This window comes from Candidatus Dechloromonas phosphoritropha (genome assembly GCA_016722705.1).
GTDB classification, from domain to species: Bacteria; Pseudomonadota; Gammaproteobacteria; order Burkholderiales; family Rhodocyclaceae; genus Azonexus; species Azonexus phosphoritrophus.
Genome location: JADKGN010000004.1, coordinates 468923 through 487899, shown reverse-complemented (window position 1 = coordinate 487899; position 18977 = coordinate 468923). Strand labels below are relative to the sequence as shown.

General features: G+C 59.6%; 16 protein-coding genes and 2 pseudogenes. 10 read left to right on the top strand and 8 right to left on the bottom strand.

Annotation, left to right across the window (positions count from 1 at the left end):
* The first annotated feature begins 4 nt into the window (after positions 1-4).
* Genes IPP03_07910 through IPP03_07900 form a run of 3 tightly spaced genes read left to right on the top strand, consistent with a single transcriptional unit; the run spans position 5 to position 2885 of the window.
* Positions 5-1582, top strand: coding sequence for an IS66 family transposase (locus IPP03_07910; protein ID MBL0352569.1), 1578 nt, complete (start codon positions 5-7; stop codon positions 1580-1582).
* Positions 1583-1617: 35 nt separating this feature from the next.
* Positions 1618-1830: a transposase gene (locus tag IPP03_07905; protein MBL0352568.1), complete on the top strand. Its 213-nt coding sequence runs from the start codon at positions 1618-1620 to the stop codon at positions 1828-1830.
* Positions 1827-2885, top strand: a complete 1059-nt coding sequence (locus tag IPP03_07900) for an IS3 family transposase (protein MBL0352567.1) — start codon at positions 1827-1829, stop codon at positions 2883-2885. The genes IPP03_07905 and IPP03_07900 overlap by 4 nt, the downstream gene beginning before the upstream one ends.
* Here IPP03_07900 and IPP03_07895 read toward each other — a convergent pair.
* Both IPP03_07895 and IPP03_07890 read right to left on the bottom strand, forming a co-directional pair.
* A pseudogene (locus IPP03_07895) lies at positions 2882-3195 on the bottom strand (acyl-CoA dehydrogenase family protein). The gene IPP03_07900 and the pseudogene IPP03_07895 sit on opposite strands and share 4 nt — an antisense overlap.
* A 31-nt stretch (positions 3196-3226) precedes the next feature.
* Complete coding sequence (locus IPP03_07890; protein ID MBL0352566.1) at positions 3227-4081, bottom strand: MaoC family dehydratase N-terminal domain-containing protein; 855 nt, start codon at positions 4079-4081, stop codon at positions 3227-3229.
* A gap of 143 nt (positions 4082-4224) precedes the next feature.
* Here IPP03_07890 and IPP03_07885 point away from each other — a divergent pair, with 143 nt between their 5' ends.
* From IPP03_07885 to IPP03_07855, 7 genes and pseudogenes are all read left to right on the top strand, one after another.
* A complete protein-coding gene (locus tag IPP03_07885) occupies positions 4225-4584 on the top strand; it encodes a LysR family transcriptional regulator (GenBank protein ID MBL0352565.1) in 360 nt (119 codons plus the stop codon).
* Between the two features lie 47 nt (positions 4585-4631).
* Entirely contained in the window at positions 4632-6164 is a 1533-nt protein-coding gene (locus IPP03_07880) for a MarR family transcriptional regulator (GenBank protein MBL0352564.1), read from the top strand.
* A gap of 130 nt (positions 6165-6294) precedes the next feature.
* Positions 6295-7512 (top strand): IS256 family transposase, encoded by a 1218-nt coding sequence (locus IPP03_07875; GenBank protein ID MBL0352563.1) that lies wholly within the window; start codon positions 6295-6297, stop codon positions 7510-7512.
* Between the two features lie 61 nt (positions 7513-7573).
* Positions 7574-7744 (top strand): annotated as a pseudogene (locus IPP03_07870) (LysR family transcriptional regulator).
* 55 nt (positions 7745-7799) lie between these two features.
* Entirely contained in the window at positions 7800-9332 is a 1533-nt protein-coding gene (locus IPP03_07865) for a MarR family transcriptional regulator (GenBank protein MBL0352562.1), read from the top strand.
* Positions 9333-9449: 117 nt separating this feature from the next.
* Positions 9450-10844: an IS1380 family transposase gene (locus tag IPP03_07860; protein MBL0352561.1), complete on the top strand. Its 1395-nt coding sequence runs from the start codon at positions 9450-9452 to the stop codon at positions 10842-10844.
* A 250-nt stretch (positions 10845-11094) separates the two neighbouring features.
* The gene (locus IPP03_07855; GenBank protein ID MBL0352560.1) at positions 11095-11475 is read left to right on the top strand and encodes a hypothetical protein; all 381 of its coding nucleotides are present in this window, start codon (positions 11095-11097) and stop codon (positions 11473-11475) included.
* Between the two features lie 236 nt (positions 11476-11711).
* On the opposite strand, the gene modC is transcribed toward IPP03_07855, so the two are convergent.
* From modC to IPP03_07825, 6 genes are all read right to left on the bottom strand, one after another.
* Complete coding sequence (gene modC, locus IPP03_07850) at positions 11712-12818, bottom strand: molybdenum ABC transporter ATP-binding protein (protein ID MBL0352559.1); 1107 nt, start codon at positions 12816-12818, stop codon at positions 11712-11714.
* Entirely contained in the window at positions 12815-13489 is a 675-nt protein-coding gene (gene modB, locus IPP03_07845) for a molybdate ABC transporter permease subunit (GenBank protein MBL0352558.1), read from the bottom strand. The genes modC and modB overlap by 4 nt, the downstream gene beginning before the upstream one ends.
* Before the next feature lie 23 nt (positions 13490-13512).
* On the bottom strand, positions 13513-14268 hold the full coding sequence (modA, locus tag IPP03_07840; protein MBL0352557.1) for a molybdate ABC transporter substrate-binding protein: 756 nt from the start codon (positions 14266-14268) through the stop codon (positions 13513-13515).
* A gap of 64 nt (positions 14269-14332) precedes the next feature.
* Positions 14333-15142 (bottom strand): TOBE domain-containing protein, encoded by an 810-nt coding sequence (locus IPP03_07835; protein MBL0352556.1) that lies wholly within the window; start codon positions 15140-15142, stop codon positions 14333-14335.
* A gap of 651 nt (positions 15143-15793) precedes the next feature.
* Positions 15794-17467, bottom strand: a complete 1674-nt coding sequence (locus IPP03_07830; protein ID MBL0352555.1) for an anion permease — start codon at positions 17465-17467, stop codon at positions 15794-15796.
* A 328-nt stretch (positions 17468-17795) separates the two neighbouring features.
* Positions 17796-18956 carry an L-lactate dehydrogenase gene (locus IPP03_07825; protein MBL0352554.1) on the bottom strand — a complete coding sequence of 387 codons (1161 nt, stop codon included), beginning with the start codon at positions 18954-18956 and terminating at the stop codon, positions 17796-17798.
* Positions 18957-18977: the final 21 nt, after the last annotated feature.

Here is an 18977-nt window from a genome sequence, read left to right as displayed (position 1 = left end):
ACGCATGGATTCAGCACGTTACCAGACGGTTTACAACCTCGAACAAGCCGCGGCATTGTGCCCGCAAGAGGTGCTGGATCTGTGCCAGACGCTGTCTGCTGAAATCACCGCACTGAAGCAACAAATCGACTGGTTCAAGCGCCAGATCTTCGGCCAGAAAAGCGAACGACGCATCGACGTCACGCCGAGCGGCCAACTGAGTCTCGGCGAGTTCCCGACGCCCCCACCAGGTTCTGAGTCACCAGGTCGCCCCGTCGCCGCGCATACCCGTCAGCCGACCAGCAAGCGTCCCAGTGACGAAAGCGTGCCCTTCTTCGACGAGAACCGCGTCCCAGTCGAAGTCGTCGAGCTCACCGCGCCGGAAGTCGAAGGCCTCTCTCCCGAGGACTACGAGGTCATCAGCCACAAGGACAGCTATCGCCTGGCGCAACGGCCGGGTAGCTACGTGGTGATCAAGTATCGCCGGCCGGTAATCAAGCTCAAGAGTAACCAGACACTGGTCTGCGCCAACGCGCCGGCCGGTGTCATTGAGGGCAGCCGGGCCGACGTCAGCTTCGTCGCCGGACTGCTGATTGACAAATTTGCCTACCACCTGCCACTGTATCGCCAGCATCAACGCCTGGCCGATGCGGGAATCACCGTCAGCCGGCCGTGGCTGACGCAGATCGGGCAACAGGGCATCACTCTGCTCGAACCGATCTACGAGGCGCAGTTTGCCTCGATCCGCAGCTCGCGCGTCAAGGCGATGGACGAGACGCCGATCAAGGCCGGACAGGGCGCACCCGGCAAGCTGAAAGCGGCGTACTTCTGGCCGGTGTATGGCGAAGGCGACGAAATCTGTTTCCCCTTCTTCGCCAGTCGCGAGTTCAAGCACGTCGAGGCGGCCCTCGGACTGACCGCCGCCGAAGGCGCGGTGCTGTTGTCGGACGGCTATCAGGCCTACAGTCATTACGCGGCGCAGATCGGGATCACGCACGCCCAATGCTGGGCGCACACGCGTCGTAAGTTCTTTGACGCGCAAGACGCGGAACCAGAAGCGGCAGCGCAGGCACTCGCGCTCATTGGGGACCTGTATCAGGTCGAAGAGCGCATCCGCGAGCAAAAGCTCACCGGTGCAAGGAAGCGCGACTATCGTCTGGAGCATGCCAAACCGATCGTCGAGCGTTTCTTCGCCTGGGTTGGCGAACGCTTCGCGGCGCAGGGGCTGTTACCGCGCAATCCGCTGACCAGGGTGCTGGCCTACGCGCGCGATCGACGATGGGGACTGGAGGTCTTCCTCGCCGACCCGGACGTGCCGATCGACACCAATCACCTCGAACGCGCCCTGCGGGTGATTCCCATGGGGCGCCGCTCCTGGCTGTTCTGCTGGACGGAGTTCGGCGCCAGGCAGGTCGGGATCATCCAGAGCCTGATCGTTACCTGTCGGCTGCATCAGATCGACCCCTACGATTATCTCGTCGATGTCCTGCAGCGCGTCGCCGAGCACCCCGCCGACCGCGTCCATGAACTCACGCCACGGGTCTGGAAAGAACTGTTCGCTCAGAACCCGCTGCGCTCGCCTTTGTACGCGTTGCCGAAGTAGGGGCGCTCGACGCCGCGTAGTTGCCGGTTACGTTTGTGGCGCAGGTACGGGAGTGGCGGGAGGTGTGCGAGTCTGCCTTTATGCCGCCTGCAGGCGGCATAAAGGCAGACTCGGCGAAGGCAGACCGGCTGCGCATTCGTGAGTTGGAGCGTGATCTGGGTCGCAAGGACCGGGCCTTGGCGGAAACGGCGGCGCTATTGATTCTGAGAAAAAAAGCCGCGGCGATCTGGGGGGAAGAGGACGAATGATCGGCACCCAAGATCGCCGCGACGCGGTAACGCTGATCGACGAAGCGGTAGCGAGTGGCGCTCGGCTGTTTCGGGCCTGTGCCGAACTGAATCTGAGCTCCCGCACCTACCGGCGCTGGACAGAAGTCCAGGGTGAGGTGAAGGCTGACCAGCGCCCTGACGCCGCCCGTCCGACGCCGGCCAATGCGCTGAGCAAGGACGAGCGGCAGCACTTGGTGGCGGTGTCCTGCCAGCCCGAGTTTGCCAGCCTGCCGCCCTCGCAGATCGTGCCCATGCTGGCAGATCAAGGCCTCTACCTGGCCAGCGAATCCACCTTCTACCGGGTCCTCAAGGCCCATGACCTCCAACATCACCGAGGTCGCGCCGCCGCGCCAAGTCATAGCGAACCCAAGCGTCATCAGGCCAGTGCCGCGAACCAGGTATGGGTGTGGGATATCACCTGGTTGCCGGGGCCGCTTGCGGGCACCTACTTCTACCTCTACCTGATGCTCGACCTGTTCTCGCGCAAGGTAGTGGGTTGGGAAGTGTATGAGGAAGAGACCGCCGAACGGGCGTCTGGGGTCATCCGTAAAGCCAGTCTGGCTGAAGGCCGGGGGATGACACCGCTGGTGCTGCACGCTGACAACGGCAGTCCCATGAAGGGTGCCACAATGCTGACAACCTTGCAGAAGCTCGGCATCGCACCGTCCTTCAGCCGTCCCGGCGTATCCGATGATAATGCCCAGGCGGAAGCCTTCTTCCGCACCCTCAAGTACCGACCCGGCTATCCAGGCAAGGGATTCAAGACCCTTGATGAAGTGCGCCACTGGGTGATGAAATTCGTGCGCTGGTACAACACCACGCACCGGCACTCGGCACTCAAATTCGTCACCCCGGCCCAACGACACCAGGGCACCGATATTGCCGTCCTGCAAGCGCGCGAAGCGCTCTACGCTGAGGCCAAAGCCGCCAAGCCGGAGCGCTGGCGCGGCCCTATCCGAAACTGGGATCGCCCCGCAATCGTGTACCTCAACCCAATACGACAACAGGATAACAAACTAAAAAAGGCCGCTTAAGTAACGTGACAACTATCTTGACAAACAACGGAATTACCACCGCAGCGATTAACTTCTTCCAGGATGACCGAAGCTTCAGTCAGGCCAAGGCCTGAGCCGCCGTATTCCTCGGGAATCATGGCAGCCAGCCAGCCAGCCAGCCAGCAGAGGTTAGCGCGTTAACAAACTCTTCAGGAAAACCGCGTTCGTCATCAACCTTGCGCCTGTATTCATCCGGGTAGTGGCTACAAAGATCGCGCACAGCTTCGCGGATTTCAGAATAGGAATCGCTGAGTTTCAGGCTCAGGAACGGGGATTCGATGGTGTCCATTATTAGGTCCTCAATTCAGAATGTTGGTTATTCAGATCTCGAAGGCGACGTCCGCCCTCATGGCCAAGCGGCCAACGCAGTCAATCCAAAGCCGGGCTTGCCCGGGAGCGGTAAGCTTTCCACATACATCAAATGTTTGGTTATCAAACAGCGGGCCAACCGCACGGAATACAAAGTTCTTCACCCGAGCATCGGGGTACGCCGCTCTAAATCCTTCGAGCAGGAAAGTCGCTGCCAGAGGGCCGTGGAAGACTAGTCCTGGGTAGCCCTCAACCTGTGTTGTGTACGGATGATCGTAATGGATACGATGCCCATTAAATGTCAGGGCTGAGTATCGGAATAGAAGCACCGGATCGGGCACGATGTGGTTCCGAAAATCAGGCGTTTCAGTAATCGACTCACCGGCCAAAGGAGCGCCTTTAGGCGATGGATTGCGATAAACGATATCGTGTTCTTCCTCCATGACCAGGCCATTTTCACCGTTGATGAGATGGCGGACAGTGACAAATACGAGATCCCCGTTACGTCCGGATTTCCGCTCGCATTTGATGATTTTGGAGTGGCGGGTAATCTCTTCGTCGATCCGGATATCCTGAACGAACTTCAGGCGGCTGCCAGCCCACATCCGATTTGGCAACTCAATGGCTGGAAGAAAACCACCACGAGCCGGATGACCATCCGTACCAAGTTGAGATTGCCGGGCTGGTGGGTTGAAAAACATCCAATGCCACAAAGGCGGAAGTACGCCAGCTTGTACGATCGGTTCAGCATCAAGATCCAGCGTTGCGGCAAGGGCAGTTACCATCCCCTTGGCAACATGGTCATTCGCCTGCTGTTGACGTCCAAGCCATGCCGAAATGTTTGTTGCTGAATTGCTCACTGTCATCCTCCGTTTTGAAGTTGTGGAATTGATTATCACCATGGTGAATTAGTTGGACAATTCATAAATTCGGAAGGTAGGCTTAACCAAATCCGAATCGCCACTTCCCAAAGCGCGTTTCAGTCAACAGGCATTGAAGAGGAGACTTCATGCATTTCGACCTGACAAGCTTGAAGCTTTTTGTCCAAGTTACCGAAAGCAAAAGTATTACGAAGGGCGCAGAAAGAATGCATTTATCATTGCCTGCGGTCAGTAACCGGATCAAGGAACTAGAGAGTCAGGCGGGAGTCCGCTTGCTCTATCGCGCACCGAAGGGCGTTGCTGTAACGCCTGCTGGCCAAGTCCTTCTTCAACACGCCCTTACGCTGCTATCCCAAGTCGAGAATCTCAAAGACGACATGCAACGCTTTTGTGAGGGAGTTAAAGGCCACATTCGTGTTTTTGCTAATACGACTGCTGTCACTGAATTCATGCCAGAAGTTCTGGCCAGCTTTCGATTGAGTCCCTAAGCCGGACGAGCCGGAACCAAACAGGTATTACGATAGAAGCCTGACGAATGACCGAGGAGGCGATCATGTTGGCGATGGCTCTGGCGGAACGATACGCGACGAACATGCATGGCGTGCTTTCGTGCTTTGACCGGATCATTATCACCGGCACGCTGCCTGGTGCGTGCTACGCGGCAGGAATGACGAGTTATTTGTACACGCACGGAATTCGGGTATTCGACTACCCGCGATTTGCCGAGCCGCTGCGAGATCGCATTCGTGAGCGTGCGCAGGAGGTGTGTCTGGCGGCGGGTATTGAAATCGAGCACGTCAGCAAAAGCCATATTCGCAAGGAAGAGTTGGTCGCGCGAGTGCTCGCCGGTCGCGGCGACGCACCGGGTTTGGTGCATGTGCTCTCGGCCATGGAAGCCTGTCCGAGCTACAAACCGTGGCATGACAAAGGCAGTGGCAAGACTTACCTGCGCCCCGATCAAGGCAAGTGCCTGCACTACTACTTCTATTTCATCGACGAGGAACTGGGGTTGTGCTACCTGCGTGTGCCGACGTGGGCACCGTTCGGGTTGCAGTTCTACTGTAATGGTCACAGCGCTCTGGCAAGAACTCTGACGCGAGAAAGGATCGACTTCCTCCAGCAGGACAACGCCTTCCTGCGTGTCGCCGACATCGCGCAGGCGCAGGCGCTGGCGGATGCGTTCAGTCCCGACGTACTTCACCCGCGACTGGATCGCTATGCGCAGTGGTTGTGCCCAGTGCTTGACGTCTTTGGATCCTCGTATCACTGGAGCTTGCGCCAAGTCGAATACTCCACCGACCTGATGTTTCGCAGTGAGCAGATATTGGTTCCACTGTATGACGCCATTTCGCGCCAAGCGGTCTTGGCCGCCAACGCAGAACGCGTCTCCAGCTTTCTGGGCAAGAAGGTCACGCCACAACTGGCCCAGGAGATCGGTTCCCGGTTGTCCACCCGTATCGAGGGGCGCTGCATCAAGCACACCATGGGCGCCGCTGGCGTCAAGGTGTATGACAAATTCTCCCGCGTACTGCGGGTCGAAACGACCGTCAATGACGTGAGTTTCTTCAAACACCACCGCAAGGTGGAACACAAGGACAGGCACGCCACCCGAGAATTGGCGCCCCTGAAGAAGACAATCTATAGCCTGATCGACCTGCGCGACATCCTGCTCGGCTGCAACCAACGTTACCTGGCGTTCCTCTCCAGCCTCGATGACCCCAGTGCCGGCGAGCGTGACTTGGAGCGATTGAGCATGCCACGGTTGGGGGCGGCTCCCGGTGTCAAAGGGGTGAACTTCTTTGATCCTGCCGAGAAAGCCTTGCTGCAAACCATGCAACGCGGCGAGTTCAACATTCACGGTTGGCGTCGTGCCGATCTTCTCAGCTATCTGAAGCTCACTCCGTCCGCCATGTCGCGCCAACTTGCCCGACTGCGTACGCTCGGCTTGATCAAGAAAGTCACTCATACCTATCGCTACTACCTCACTCGATTGGGACGTTCAGTCGTCGCTGCGGCCTGCTCATTGACCCGCTTCAACATAGTGCCAACCATGGCTTGCGCATCCTGAATTCTTCTCATGATTTGTGATGATTGAACTGGTTAGTGACTAAACTGCTGTAAATCGGGTGGCAGGTAGCCACCGCTTCGATTCGGTAAACTGACGTTGCGAGACGATCGATAACCGAAGGAGAGAAGCGATGACTGGGTATGAGGTTAGCGTAGGAACGGACTTGCTGCCAGGGCTTTTAAACGGGCAGGACGGGCTGGCGAAACTGGTGGAAGCGGTGCTCAATCAAGTACTGGAGGCGCAGGTGACGGAAACGCTGGGGGCGACGCGGCACGAGCGCACGGACGAACGGGCCGGCTATCGCAACGGCTACCGGCCACGCACCCTTTACACGCGGGTTGGGCCGGTGACGCTGCTGGTGCCGCAGACGCGGGACGGCAGCTTTTCGACGGACATCTTCAAGCGCTACCAGCGGAGCGAGCAGGCCTTCGTTCTGGCGCTCATGGAAATGGTCGTGCACGGTGTCTCGACGCGCAAGGTCTCGGCGATCACCGAAGAGCTGTGCGGCGCCAGCTTCTCCAAATCGATGGTGAGCGCACTGTGCGCCGGACTGGAACCGCGGGTCAGCGCGTTCAACGAACGGCGGCTGGACGGCGAGTATCCCTTCGTGCTGGTCGATGCCCTGTTGATCAAGAGTCGGCAAGAAGATCGTGTGGTTTCGCGTGCCGTGCTGACCGTCTCAGGCATCCGCTCCGATGGCTTCCGGGAGATTCTGGGCGTGCGGATCGGCGACACCGAGAGCTTCGCCACCTGGGACGAGACCTTCCGCTGGCTCAGAGGGCGCGGCCTCAAGGGCACGCAGTTCATCATCTCGGACGACCACGGCGGCCTGCGTGAAGCGGCAGCGCGGCACTTTCAGGGGGCCAGCTGGCAACGCTGTCAGGTGCATCTGATGCGCAACATTCTGGGCCAATGCAACACCCGCCACCGCGCCGAGGTGGCAGCTGCCGTCAAGCTCGTGCTGCAGGCGCCCGATTTGGTCGAGGCCAAGCGCCGCCTGGCGGAATTCACCGAGCGCTTCGCCAAGAGCGCCCCCAAAGCGGTGGCCTGCCTCGAAGCAGGATTCGAGGATGCCATGGCGGTAATGGTCTTGCCCGAGAAGTATCGCAAGCGGCTACGCACAACGAACATGCAGGAGCGGCTCAACGAGGAAATTCGCCGGCGGGAGCGCGTGATCCGCATCTTCCCCAACGACGAGTCAGCCTTGCGCCTGATCGGCGCTCTGCTGGCCGAACAGAACGAGGCTTGGCAGGAACGGAAGTACCTCGACATGGATGAATTCAAGGAGTGGGCGGCTTCCCGCGCCGCAGCTAGCGAGGGCAACAACGTTGTTGCCCTCGCTAGCTGAAAACCATTCGTCATTCATCGGATCGAAGAGTATTTACAGCAGATTTTGGACTTGACTCAGCTTTCTCGCCGATCACCCAAACATTGACGTTGATCTTCAGGAACGCCTCACAACGGAAATCATCCGCGGAGTACTTGATGGGACAACTGATTTAGGGATCATGTCTGGCCCAGTCGATACCGACGGGCTCGAGAAACATTACTTCAGCACTGACCGCCTTGTTCTTGCAGTTACACCTAAGCCGGACGAGCCGGAACCAAACAGGTATTACGATAGAAGCCTGACGAATGACCGAGGAGGCGATCATGTTGGCGATGGCTCTGGCGGAACGATACGCGACGAACATGCATGGCGTGCTTTCGTGCTTTGACCGGATCATTATCACCGGCACGCTGCCTGGTGCGTGCTACGCGGCAGGAATGACGAGTTATTTGTACACGCACGGAATTCGGGTATTCGACTACCCGCGATTTGCCGAGCCGCTGCGAGATCGCATTCGTGAGCGTGCGCAGGAGGTGTGTCTGGCGGCGGGTATTGAAATCGAGCACGTCAGCAAAAGCCATATTCGCAAGGAAGAGTTGGTCGCGCGAGTGCTCGCCGGTCGCGGCGACGCACCGGGTTTGGTGCATGTGCTCTCGGCCATGGAAGCCTGTCCGAGCTACAAACCGTGGCATGACAAAGGCAGTGGCAAGACTTACCTGCGCCCCGATCAAGGCAAGTGCCTGCACTACTACTTCTATTTCATCGACGAGGAACTGGGGTTGTGCTACCTGCGTGTGCCGACGTGGGCACCGTTCGGGTTGCAGTTCTACTGTAATGGTCACAGCGCTCTGGCAAGAACTCTGACGCGAGAAAGGATCGACTTCCTCCAGCAGGACAACGCCTTCCTGCGTGTCGCCGACATCGCGCAGGCGCAGGCGCTGGCGGATGCGTTCAGTCCCGACGTACTTCACCCGCGACTGGATCGCTATGCGCAGTGGTTGTGCCCAGTGCTTGACGTCTTTGGATCCTCGTATCACTGGAGCTTGCGCCAAGTCGAATACTCCACCGACCTGATGTTTCGCAGTGAGCAGATATTGGTTCCACTGTATGACGCCATTTCGCGCCAAGCGGTCTTGGCCGCCAACGCAGAACGCGTCTCCAGCTTTCTGGGCAAGAAGGTCACGCCACAACTGGCCCAGGAGATCGGTTCCCGGTTGTCCACCCGTATCGAGGGGCGCTGCATCAAGCACACCATGGGCGCCGCTGGCGTCAAGGTGTATGACAAATTCTCCCGCGTACTGCGGGTCGAAACGACCGTCAATGACGTGAGTTTCTTCAAACACCACCGCAAGGTGGAACACAAGGACAGGCACGCCACCCGAGAATTGGCGCCCCTGAAGAAGACAATCTATAGCCTGATCGACCTGCGCGACATCCTGCTCGGCTGCAACCAACGTTACCTGGCGTTCCTCTCCAGCCTCGATGACCCCAGTGCCGGCGAGCGTGACTTGGAGCGATTGAGCATGCCACGGTTGGGGGCGGCTCCCGGTGTCAAAGGGGTGAACTTCTTTGATCCTGCCGAGAAAGCCTTGCTGCAAACCATGCAACGCGGCGAGTTCAACATTCACGGTTGGCGTCGTGCCGATCTTCTCAGCTATCTGAAGCTCACTCCGTCCGCCATGTCGCGCCAACTTGCCCGACTGCGTACGCTCGGCTTGATCAAGAAAGTCACTCATACCTATCGCTACTACCTCACTCGATTGGGACGTTCAGTCGTCGCTGCGGCCTGCTCATTGACCCGCTTCAACATAGTGCCAACCATGGCTTGCGCATCCTGAATTCTTCTCATGATTTGTCCCGAATTTTTCATAAAAGCAGGCGAATCTCGTTTAACCCATTGATATAATTGGGGTTACGCCAATAACGCTTCGTAAGAAGCCTAAACGAGACCGCCCATGGACAATTCTATCCCAACCCAGCTTCGCTTTCCCGCCAGCGCCGGATTTACGATCCGGGCAGAGTTTGACGGCGGGGCGATGTCCTCCGACTTTGGCGCACTCCTGTTGCGTGGCATCGACCTGCAAATCGGCCTGATTCCCCGCCTGGTCAGCGCGATTCACGACAAACGCCACGCCTCGTACATTGACCATCCCCTGGCCGACCTGCTCCGCCAGCGGATATTCCAGACCGCCAGCGGTTACGCCGACGGTAATGACGCCAACACGCTGCGGCGCGATCCGCTGTTCAAACTGGCGGTCGGTCGTGCCCCGCTGGACGAGGGAAATGACCTGGCCTCCGGCCCCACGCTCTCCCGGCTCGAAAACAGCGTATCGCGCAAAGACATTTACCGCCTGGCCAAAAGCTTCGTCGACGCCTTCATCGCCAGCTACGCCCAAGCGCCTGCCGTGATCGTGCTCGATATGGATCACTCGGAGGATGCCACTCACGGGCAGCAGGAACTGGCGTTCTATAACCCCCACTACGGGAATCACTGCTACCTGCCGCTGTTTCTCTTCGAAGGACTTTCCGGGAAGTTCATTACTGCCGTCCTGCGTCCGGGCAAACGCCCGACTGGCAAGGAGAACGCGGCCATCATCAAGCGCGTGCTGCGCTTGCTCCGCCAGGCTTGGCCCGAGACCCACATCATTCTGCGCGGGGATGGCCACTTCTCGAATCCCGAACTGATGGCCTTGTGCGCGTCCGATCCGCATCTGGACTTCCTCTTCGGCCTGGCCGGCAACCAGGTGCTCTCGCCCAAGGCCGAGCCGCTGCTGGAGAAAGCCCGTGCGCTGCACCAGACACACAGCGCCAACGCCCAGCGCCTGGGGAATCCAGCCCCGGCGGCGACACGACTGTACGACGATATCGAGTATCAGGCGGGCTCGTGGCCCAAGGCTTACCGCGTGGTGGTCAAGGCCGAGGTGATGGCCTTGGGTGACAACCCGCGGTACCTGGTGAGCTCACTGTCCGACCCGACGCCTGAGGTGCTTTACAAAGAGCTGTACTGTGCTCGAGGGCAGGACGAGAACTTCATCAAGGCGGTGAAGAACGACTTGGCCAGTGACCGGACCTCCGATCATGCCTTCCTCGCCAATCACCTGCGGCTGATCTATTCGTGTGCGGCGTATGGGTTGATTCACGGCTTGCGCGAGAACACGCTGGTGCATACGGAACTGGCCAAGGCGCAACCGCTGTCGATTATCCTGAAACTCTTTAAGTTGGCGGTGCGCGTGGTGCAGTACAAGGATCGGATCAAGCTGTCCTTGCCCACCTCGTGTCCGATGAAGGGGGTGCTGGCGCGGGTGACCGAGTTGCTTTACCTCGTCCCGCGCCCGCCGGCACCGGCCTGATCGACTCGGCGACGCCGTCTCATGCTGCCGGCTCGAATCCGCTTGAGCGGAGGTGAAGTCTCGCCTGCACCCTGTCCAGGGATCGATGGCGGCAGGGTGTGACGCCCAAACGTAGGACTATGTGGCCCATCATGGCGGGTTGCCAGAAAAATTCGCAGCAAGCTGACTCGCATCACGGCTGGAATGGCACGACATTGACATCGCGCGGCGGGTTTATGAAACATCCGGGTTGTGATGATTGAACTGGTTAGTGACTAATCATCCGCTCGCGGAGTTACCCAAAGTTGCTTTCTCCGAAATGATTCATTACGACTTTGTCGGACTTCATGACGGAAGCACCTTGCAAACATTTCTGAACAAACTGCTTCGCGATGCAAATCGCAGGTTGCGACTTCGAATTCAAGTCAGCAGCTTCGAAGCCATGTGCCGTATGGTCGAAGCAGGAGTGGGGATAGGAGTAGTTCCGGAATCAGCGGCCATTCGCCACCGCAAAACGATGTTGATAGTTCTTAAAGAGATCGATGAAGCATGGGCACTAAGAGAGCGCTACATCCTGACGCGGCAAGGCGCTTCAATATCGAACTACGCACAAGAATTGATCGATGCACTGAAGAAACATGGCGGTGCCTGAGCTTCCCGCGAAATTTCGTCTGCCAAGGGTGAAGTAAGGCTGACGTTACTTTTGGCAGGCAGGGACGGACGTCCTCAGGCAGGACGGTGCCGCCTTCGTTACGGATCGTCGTCAAGTCGTAGAAGACAATCGATAGTTCCTGATAAATCAGGGGGCGCAAGAGGCCCGCCAGAGAATCGTCCAGGGTATCGGTGCACGCTGACACCGTATCAATGGTGCGCAGGAGTTGCTGATGGCTACCCGAGCAGGGCCACCGACTTGATCTGGGCGCGCAGCGCGAGGCCAGGACGGATGGCGAGGTTGCGGACCGAACGCTTGGTGATGCGGGCCAGCAGCGGTGCGCCGGCGACGTCGAGACGCACCAGAACCTGGCCCAGCGTGGAGGTGGCGGCGAGGTCGACGACGATGGCATTGACGCAGTTCAGGATGCTGACCTGGGTTTGCGGCACCAGCGCCAGGCTGACGTCGCGGGCCAAGATGCGGCAGCGCAGCGCGGTGCCGACTGGCTCGCTGCGCTGTGCGACGTAGAAATGGCCGCCGGGAAATTCGAGGCGCGTCAATTCGTCGGCCTCGTGTTCGGCAACGATCGCTTCGAGGACGATGCCGGCGTCGTCGGCGAAGCTGCCCGGCAAGTCGATGCGGCTCAACACACTATTGAGCGGCCCGCTGACGATAACCTTGCCCTGATCAAGCAGCACCAGATGATCGGCGAGGCGGGCGACCTCGTCGGGCGAATGGCTGACGTAGATGACCGGGATCGCCAGTTCGCGGTGCAGGCGTTCGAGATAGGGCAGGATTTCCTGCTTGCGCTTCGAATCCAGCGCTGCCAGCGGTTCGTCGAGCAGCAGGATCTGCGGTGCGGCGAGCAGGGCGCGGGCGATCGCCACGCGCTGGCGTTCGCCGCCGGAAAGCTGGGCCGGCATGCGCTCCAGCAGATGGCCGATGCCGAGCAGTTCGCTCACTTCGGAAAGGGTAAAGGCGGATGTTGCACCCCAGGAGTGCTTCCTTCGGGGCGCGGTCGACGTCCGTTTTTGCCCGAATTCCATGTTACGGCGCACCGAAAGATGCGTAAACAAGCTGGCTTCCTGAAAGACCATGCCAAGGGCGCGTCGGTGTGTTGGCACGAAGATCTTGTTGGCTTCATCCTGCCAGACCGAATCGCCGAGGCTGAACAGACCGCCCACAGTCCGTTCGAGTCCGGCCATGGCGCGCAGGCAGGTCGTCTTGCCCGAGCCGGAAGGGCCAAACAGTGCGGTGACGCCGCGTCCCGGCAGGGTCAGGTCGAGGTCGAGACTGAAATCCTTGCGGTCTACCCGAAATTTGGCGCGAATTTCATCGGTCATAGCGCCTGGCGCCGTGCCGAATTGAAGGTGTAGAGGGCGATAAGAACAACGAAGCTGAACACCAGCATGCCGCCGGAAAGCCAGTGTGCCTGCGTGTATTCGAGCGCCTCGACGTGGTCGTAAATCTGCACCGAAACGACCCGTGTCTCGTTCGGAATGTTGCCGCCGATCATCAGCACGACACCGAATTCGCCGACGGTATGGGCGAACCCGAGTATCGCGCCGCTGATGAAGCCGGGACGGGCAAGCGGCACGGCGACCGACCAGAAAGCATCCCACGGACTGGCGTGCAGCGTGGCGGCGACTTCAAGCGGGCGTTCGCCGATTGCATTGAAGGCGTTCTGAATCGGCTGGACTACGAAGGGCATCGAATAGAGTACCGAGGCGATGACGAGGCCGGGGAAGGTGAACGGCAGCAGTCCGATGCCGAGCGCCTCGGTCAGTTTGCCGACCGGCCCGTGCGGCCCCATCGTGATCAGCAGATAGAAGCCGAGGACGGTCGGCGGCAGCACCAGCGGCAAGGCGACCAGTGCCCCGACCACACCCTTGAGCCGCGAGCGCGTGCGCGCCAGCCACCAGGCGATCGGTGTGCCAATCGCCAGCAGCAGCAGGGTGACGACGCTGGCCAGCTTGAGCGTCAGCCAGACGGCAGCGAGGTCGGGGGAACCCATCAGAGTTTCGGTATTTTACGAAATCAGGGCAATGCGTAGCCGAAGGACTTGATCACGGTCTGCGCCGTTTCACCCTTCAAATAATTCAGCAGGGCAATTGCTGCCGACCTGTCCTTGCCCTTGGCGAGAAGCACGGCATCCTGGCGGATCGGGTTGTACAAGCTGCCCGGGATAATCCATGCCGAGCCGTCAATGTTTCCATCCTTCAGGACTTGGGACATTGCCACAAAGCCCAGCTCGGCGTTGCCGGTAACCACGAATTGGTGGGTCTGGGCGATGTTCTCGCCCTGGACGAACTTTGGCTGCAACGCATCGTAAACGCCGAGGGCCTTCATGGTGTCGACTGCGGCAGCACCGTAGGGAGCAAGCTTAGGGTTCGCCAATGCGACGTGCTTGAATCCCCCCTTTTTTAGAACCTCACCGGTGCCGTCGACAAAACCCGGTTTCGCTGACCACAGCACAAGCTTGCCGATAGCGTAGGTGAATTGGCTGCCACTGATTGCAGCGCCTTCTTTCACAAGCTTTGTCGGCGTTTCATCGTCAGCCGACAGCAGCACCTCGAACGGTGCGCCATTCTTGATTTGCGCGTAGAACTTCCCTGTTGCGCCAGTCGAGGTCAGAACCTTGTGGCCCGTCTCTTTCTCAAACTCTGCTGCAATCTTCTGCATTGGCGCCGCAAAGTTGGCGGCAACCGCGACCGACACCTCATCGGCTTGCGCTGAAGAAGCGGCGCCAAGTATGGGTAACACCAAGGAAAGAAAAAGACGGGAGAGTTTCATTGCAGATGCCTTATGAAGAAAATTAACCGATGGTGACCGGTGAGATGTACGAAAAAGCGGGCATTCACGCAGGTACGCCGATAATCACGCTCGACGCCTTGAAAATCGCACTCGCTTCCTTGCCGACCTTCAGGCCGAGCCTGGAGGCGCTTTCATTTGTGATGATTGAAACGATTGCACCGCCACCTGGAATCTCGATTACGACCTCTGAATTAACGGCACCGGTCTGAAGGTGAGATACCTTTCCGGAGAGCCGATTCCGGGTTGAAAGCCTTGCCCCCTCGTCATCGGTTATAATGATTACCGACGAGGCCTTGATCAGCGTAAATACCTCGGCGTCAGTTTGCAGGCCCAGATTTTTGGTGCTCTCACAGGTAATAATGGCGACAATCTTCTGCCCGCCTACTATTTCCACGTCAATTTCATCGTTGACCGCACCGGTTTTGACGGCGGTCACTTTGCCTAAGAATTGATTGCGTGCGCTGGATTTCATGGTCATTCTCCTGATAAAAAGTAGGTCCTTCTTGAGTCCGTGAGCCTGCTTGCTTAGCTGATTGATGAATCGCTTGTGCTCTTCATCAATCAATCTGAAGTTGGTGATAAGTTGTTCACCGCGCGGCGTGAGGTGTGTCGAGCCGCCTCCCTTTCCACCCGTTACCCGTTCGACAAGTGGTTCGCCGGCAAGGTTGTTCATCTGGTCGACGGCATCCCACGCCGCCTTGTAGCTCATCTTTATGGACTTCGCTGCCTGGGTAATTGAGCCGCACTCGGCTATCTTTGTCAGCAGTTCCATCCGTCCCGGTCCGCCGACGCTTTTGTCGCCAACGGACATCCAGACCAATCCATTCAGTTCTATTTCGTGTTCGCGCGCCATCGAATCTCATCCATTCTGAAGTGTCGGGAAGCATGTCCCTGATGAACGTCACTGGGGCTTGCTCCCGGCATTTTGGTGTAGTGTGATTCAGACATCGCGGCATGGCCCATCTATGCGCGTTGTTCATTAGGCAGGCGTACAGCTTCGGGTAGCACCGTTTCGTAATATACGAGATGATATAACGGTGCGTAGAAAAACGGAATGCATGACTCTTGCGCGTTAAGGAGACGCTGATTTATTCCAGAATTGTCATTCCGGCGAAGGCCGGAATCCAGAAAAATTAACGACCTGGACCCCGGCCTTCGCCGGGGTGACGAATAAATCATCGTTTCCTAAATTAGGAAACCCCATTTCCGTTACGTGCAGCACCCCGTGACCGACTATGGTTTTCCCAGCTTAGCGGCTTGTTGCGCAACCGCTCTCAAAACAATGACTCGAAGCAGAGCAGCGGCCGCGAAGTGGGGCGCGACAAGGGCGGCATCATGTTCTTCGACTAGGCAGCACCCAAGCCGACGTCGGTGCCGACTGCTTTCCGCGAGAAGTTTCCAACATGATCCCGATTCGCTACGTCGAAACGGCCTCTTGTCCGCCAACCGGCGCCGGGCTGCCGGGTGATCACGGCTGGGGGCGGCCCGGCGGAGTCAGCCGGGACTAGAACCGCATTTGCAGGTGCAGCAGCAGGTAGGCGACGATGACAACCGTTACCAGCGATCCGGCGACCAGCGGGACGCCGAACTTGGCGAACGAGGCCGAGGTGTAGCCTCCGGGCACCATGACCATCAGGTTCGACTGGTGGCTGAACGGATTGATGAAGGTGAACGAGATGCAGGTTCCGATCAGCGCAAGGAGCGTCACCGGGTTGATGCCCATCTCGTTGGCTATGCCGATCGCCACCGGGGTAAGGATCGACGCGGCGGCCGCATTGGTTACGAGGTTGGTCACGATCGCCGTCGTCACCGCGAAGACGATGACGACGAGCAGCATGCTACCTCCCGCGAGGTGTCTGATTGCGTCGGAGAGCACCGTGGCGAGCCCGCTCTCGACGACGATTGCGCCGAGCGCTACCGACCCGACGAGAATGAACAGTACGTTCCAGTCGAGGGCACGCACTGCGGACTTCGGCGTGAGAATGCCGGTAATGACCATCAGAACAGCCCCGGTCAATGAAGCCAGCTCCACCGCAACCAGTCCGAACGACGCCGAGACGATGACAGCGGCCAGGATGGCGAGAGCGACTGCGGTCTTGCCCGGTTGTGGGCTCGGGCTGGCGGCGCGCTCGACCAGCGTCACATCCGGCTGCTCGACGAGCAGGGACTTTCTGGGCGTGGTAACGAATGCGGTTTTGCCCGGGCGCACCTCAGTGTCGCGCAGGCGGCTTGTAGTCCGCGCCGCGATGACGCGGATACCTCCGTCGGTCTCGAAATCACGCACGGTTCCGTTGGCGCTTGAGCCCATGGAAACCCGGTAAAGGCGCTGCTCGGCCAGGCCGAAGAGCGGACTGCCCCACAAGGCGGTCACGCCGCTCTCGGTCGCCGAGAAGACCAGGGTGTCGCCGGCCTCGATGGGAGAGGCCGGATCAACGTCGGCATCCCAACGACGGATCGTATTCAAGGCGTACTGCTGGGTCTGATCGATCCCGAAATCCGCGGCCACACGGCCAATCGCCAGTGCTTTCCCGGAGACCGGGATCTCGACCCGGAAGTCCTGGGTCGCCGTTACTGTCTCCCCCTGACCGCGCAGCATCAGCGGCGCGATCAGATACACGATTGCCGCGCCGACGACGGCGACCGGCAACGCCACCGGGGCGAACGACAGCATCGATATGTCGATTCCCATCGGCGCGGCGATGCCGGCGATGAGCAGGTTCGAGCTGGTGCCGATCAGAGTCACCGAGCCGGTTAGAGTCGTGATGTGGGCGATGGGCAGCAGCAACTCCCGAGCGTTGATGCCGCGGTTCTGCTCCAGTTCCTTGGCCGCCGGGACAAGCATGGCGACGATCGGCGTGGTGTTCATCAGGCCGGAACCGACACCGATGGGCAGCGCGAGGCGACGCAAGGCGTGCTGCGCGCTGGTGACGGTCGACAGCAGCGCCCAGGTGACTCGGCTGACCGCGCCGGTATGGACGATTCCCTTGGCGATGACGAGCATCGCCGCGACGGTGATGATCCCGCCGTTGCCCAATCCGGCGAAAAGCGCCGGCACCGGGGCCAACCCGGTGATGCCCGCGACGCAGATCGCCGTAGCCAGCGCGAGGACAGCAGGAACCCGTCCCGACGCCATGGCGATGAGGGTTGCGAGCACGACCAAAGCAGCGAAATAGATCACGTGATGACTCCTTTCTGCGGGACTCCAGGCAGTCCCTCGATGGCTACAGTTTTTCCCAAACTTGATTTCTCTTCAACTTCGGGCAACCTGACGTTATTGTTCGTTCACGGATCTTCATGACCCGTACTTGCCCTTCAAGCCACGCCGTGGATCTCAGCAGAGGCATCCTTCCGGGACGCTCCAACAAGCCCGCGACTGAGAATCATACAGAATTTGGTGGCGATTTAGGCCATCACCCGGCTGGCGTCGCTGGCGATGATGTCACTGCGGATCCTGGTGGCTCTCCCCGTGAGCTGCCTTCATGAGCTTGTTGCGCGACGCGACGAAATCAGATCGAGTCGATCAGAACCGGGCATATCTGCCCGATCGTCGTAACGCCCGATAGCGCCATGGCGACCTCGAGTTCCTTCTTGAAGGTGGTGAGCAGGGCGGCGATGGCTGCCTCGCCCCCGGCGGCCAGCGCCCACGCCCAGGGGCGGCCGATCATCACGCCTGTGGCGCCGAGGGCGATGGCCTTGAAGACGTCGAGCCCGCTGCGCACGCCACCGTCGACATAAACCTCCATGCGCTCGCCGACTGCGGCGACGACACCCGGCAGCTTGGAAATCGAGGAATTCATGCTGTCGAGCTGGCGCGCCCCGTGGTTCGAGACGACCAGGCCGTCGGCGCCCACCTCGGCCGCCGCCAGCGCATCGTCCGGCTCCTGCATGCCCTTGAGAATGAGCTTGCCTTTCCAGATGCCGCGCAGCCACTCGATGTCCTTCCATGTCACCGAGGCGTCGAACTGGGCGTCGATCCAGGTGCGGTAGGCCTTGAGATCGGTCGGGTCGGGAACCAGGTCGGCGAGGTTGCCGAAGCTGTGCGGCTTGCCACGTATTCCGACATCGTAGATCCAGCCCGGCCGGGTGCCGAGCTGCCAGGCCTTGCCGAGCTTGCCGCGGAGCGAGTTGTCGAGCATGCCGTTGCGGGTGTCGCGGTGGCGCATGCCGGCCACCGGCAGGTCGACGGTGAAGACCAGCGTCGTGCAGCCGACGCCCATTGCCCGTTCGAGCAGGTTCCGGACCGTGCCCCGGTCACGGATCATGTAAAGCTGGAACCAGAAGGGCTTGCTCGCCGCGGACCGCACTTCGTCGAGCGGACAGATGCCCACGGTCGACAGCGTAAACGGCACGTTTTTCGCGTTGGCCGCGCGTACCGTCTGCACCTCGCCGCGCCGGGCGTAGAGGCCGGCCATGCCGACCGGCGCCAGGATAACCGGCATGGCCGCTGGCTCGCCGGCGAGCACTGTCGAGGTGTCGATGTTCGAGACGTCTTTCAATACCCGCTGCCTGATGCGGATCTTCCGGAAGTCACCGACATTATTGGCCAGTGTGATCTCGTCGTTGGCGCCGCCATCGATGTAATCGAACAGGAAGCGGGGCAGGCGCTTTTCGGCGAGACGGCGGTAGTCAAGCGTGGCCGCCGGCAGAATGTTCAGGGTGCGGCCCATCATGGCTCTCTCAGAGGATCT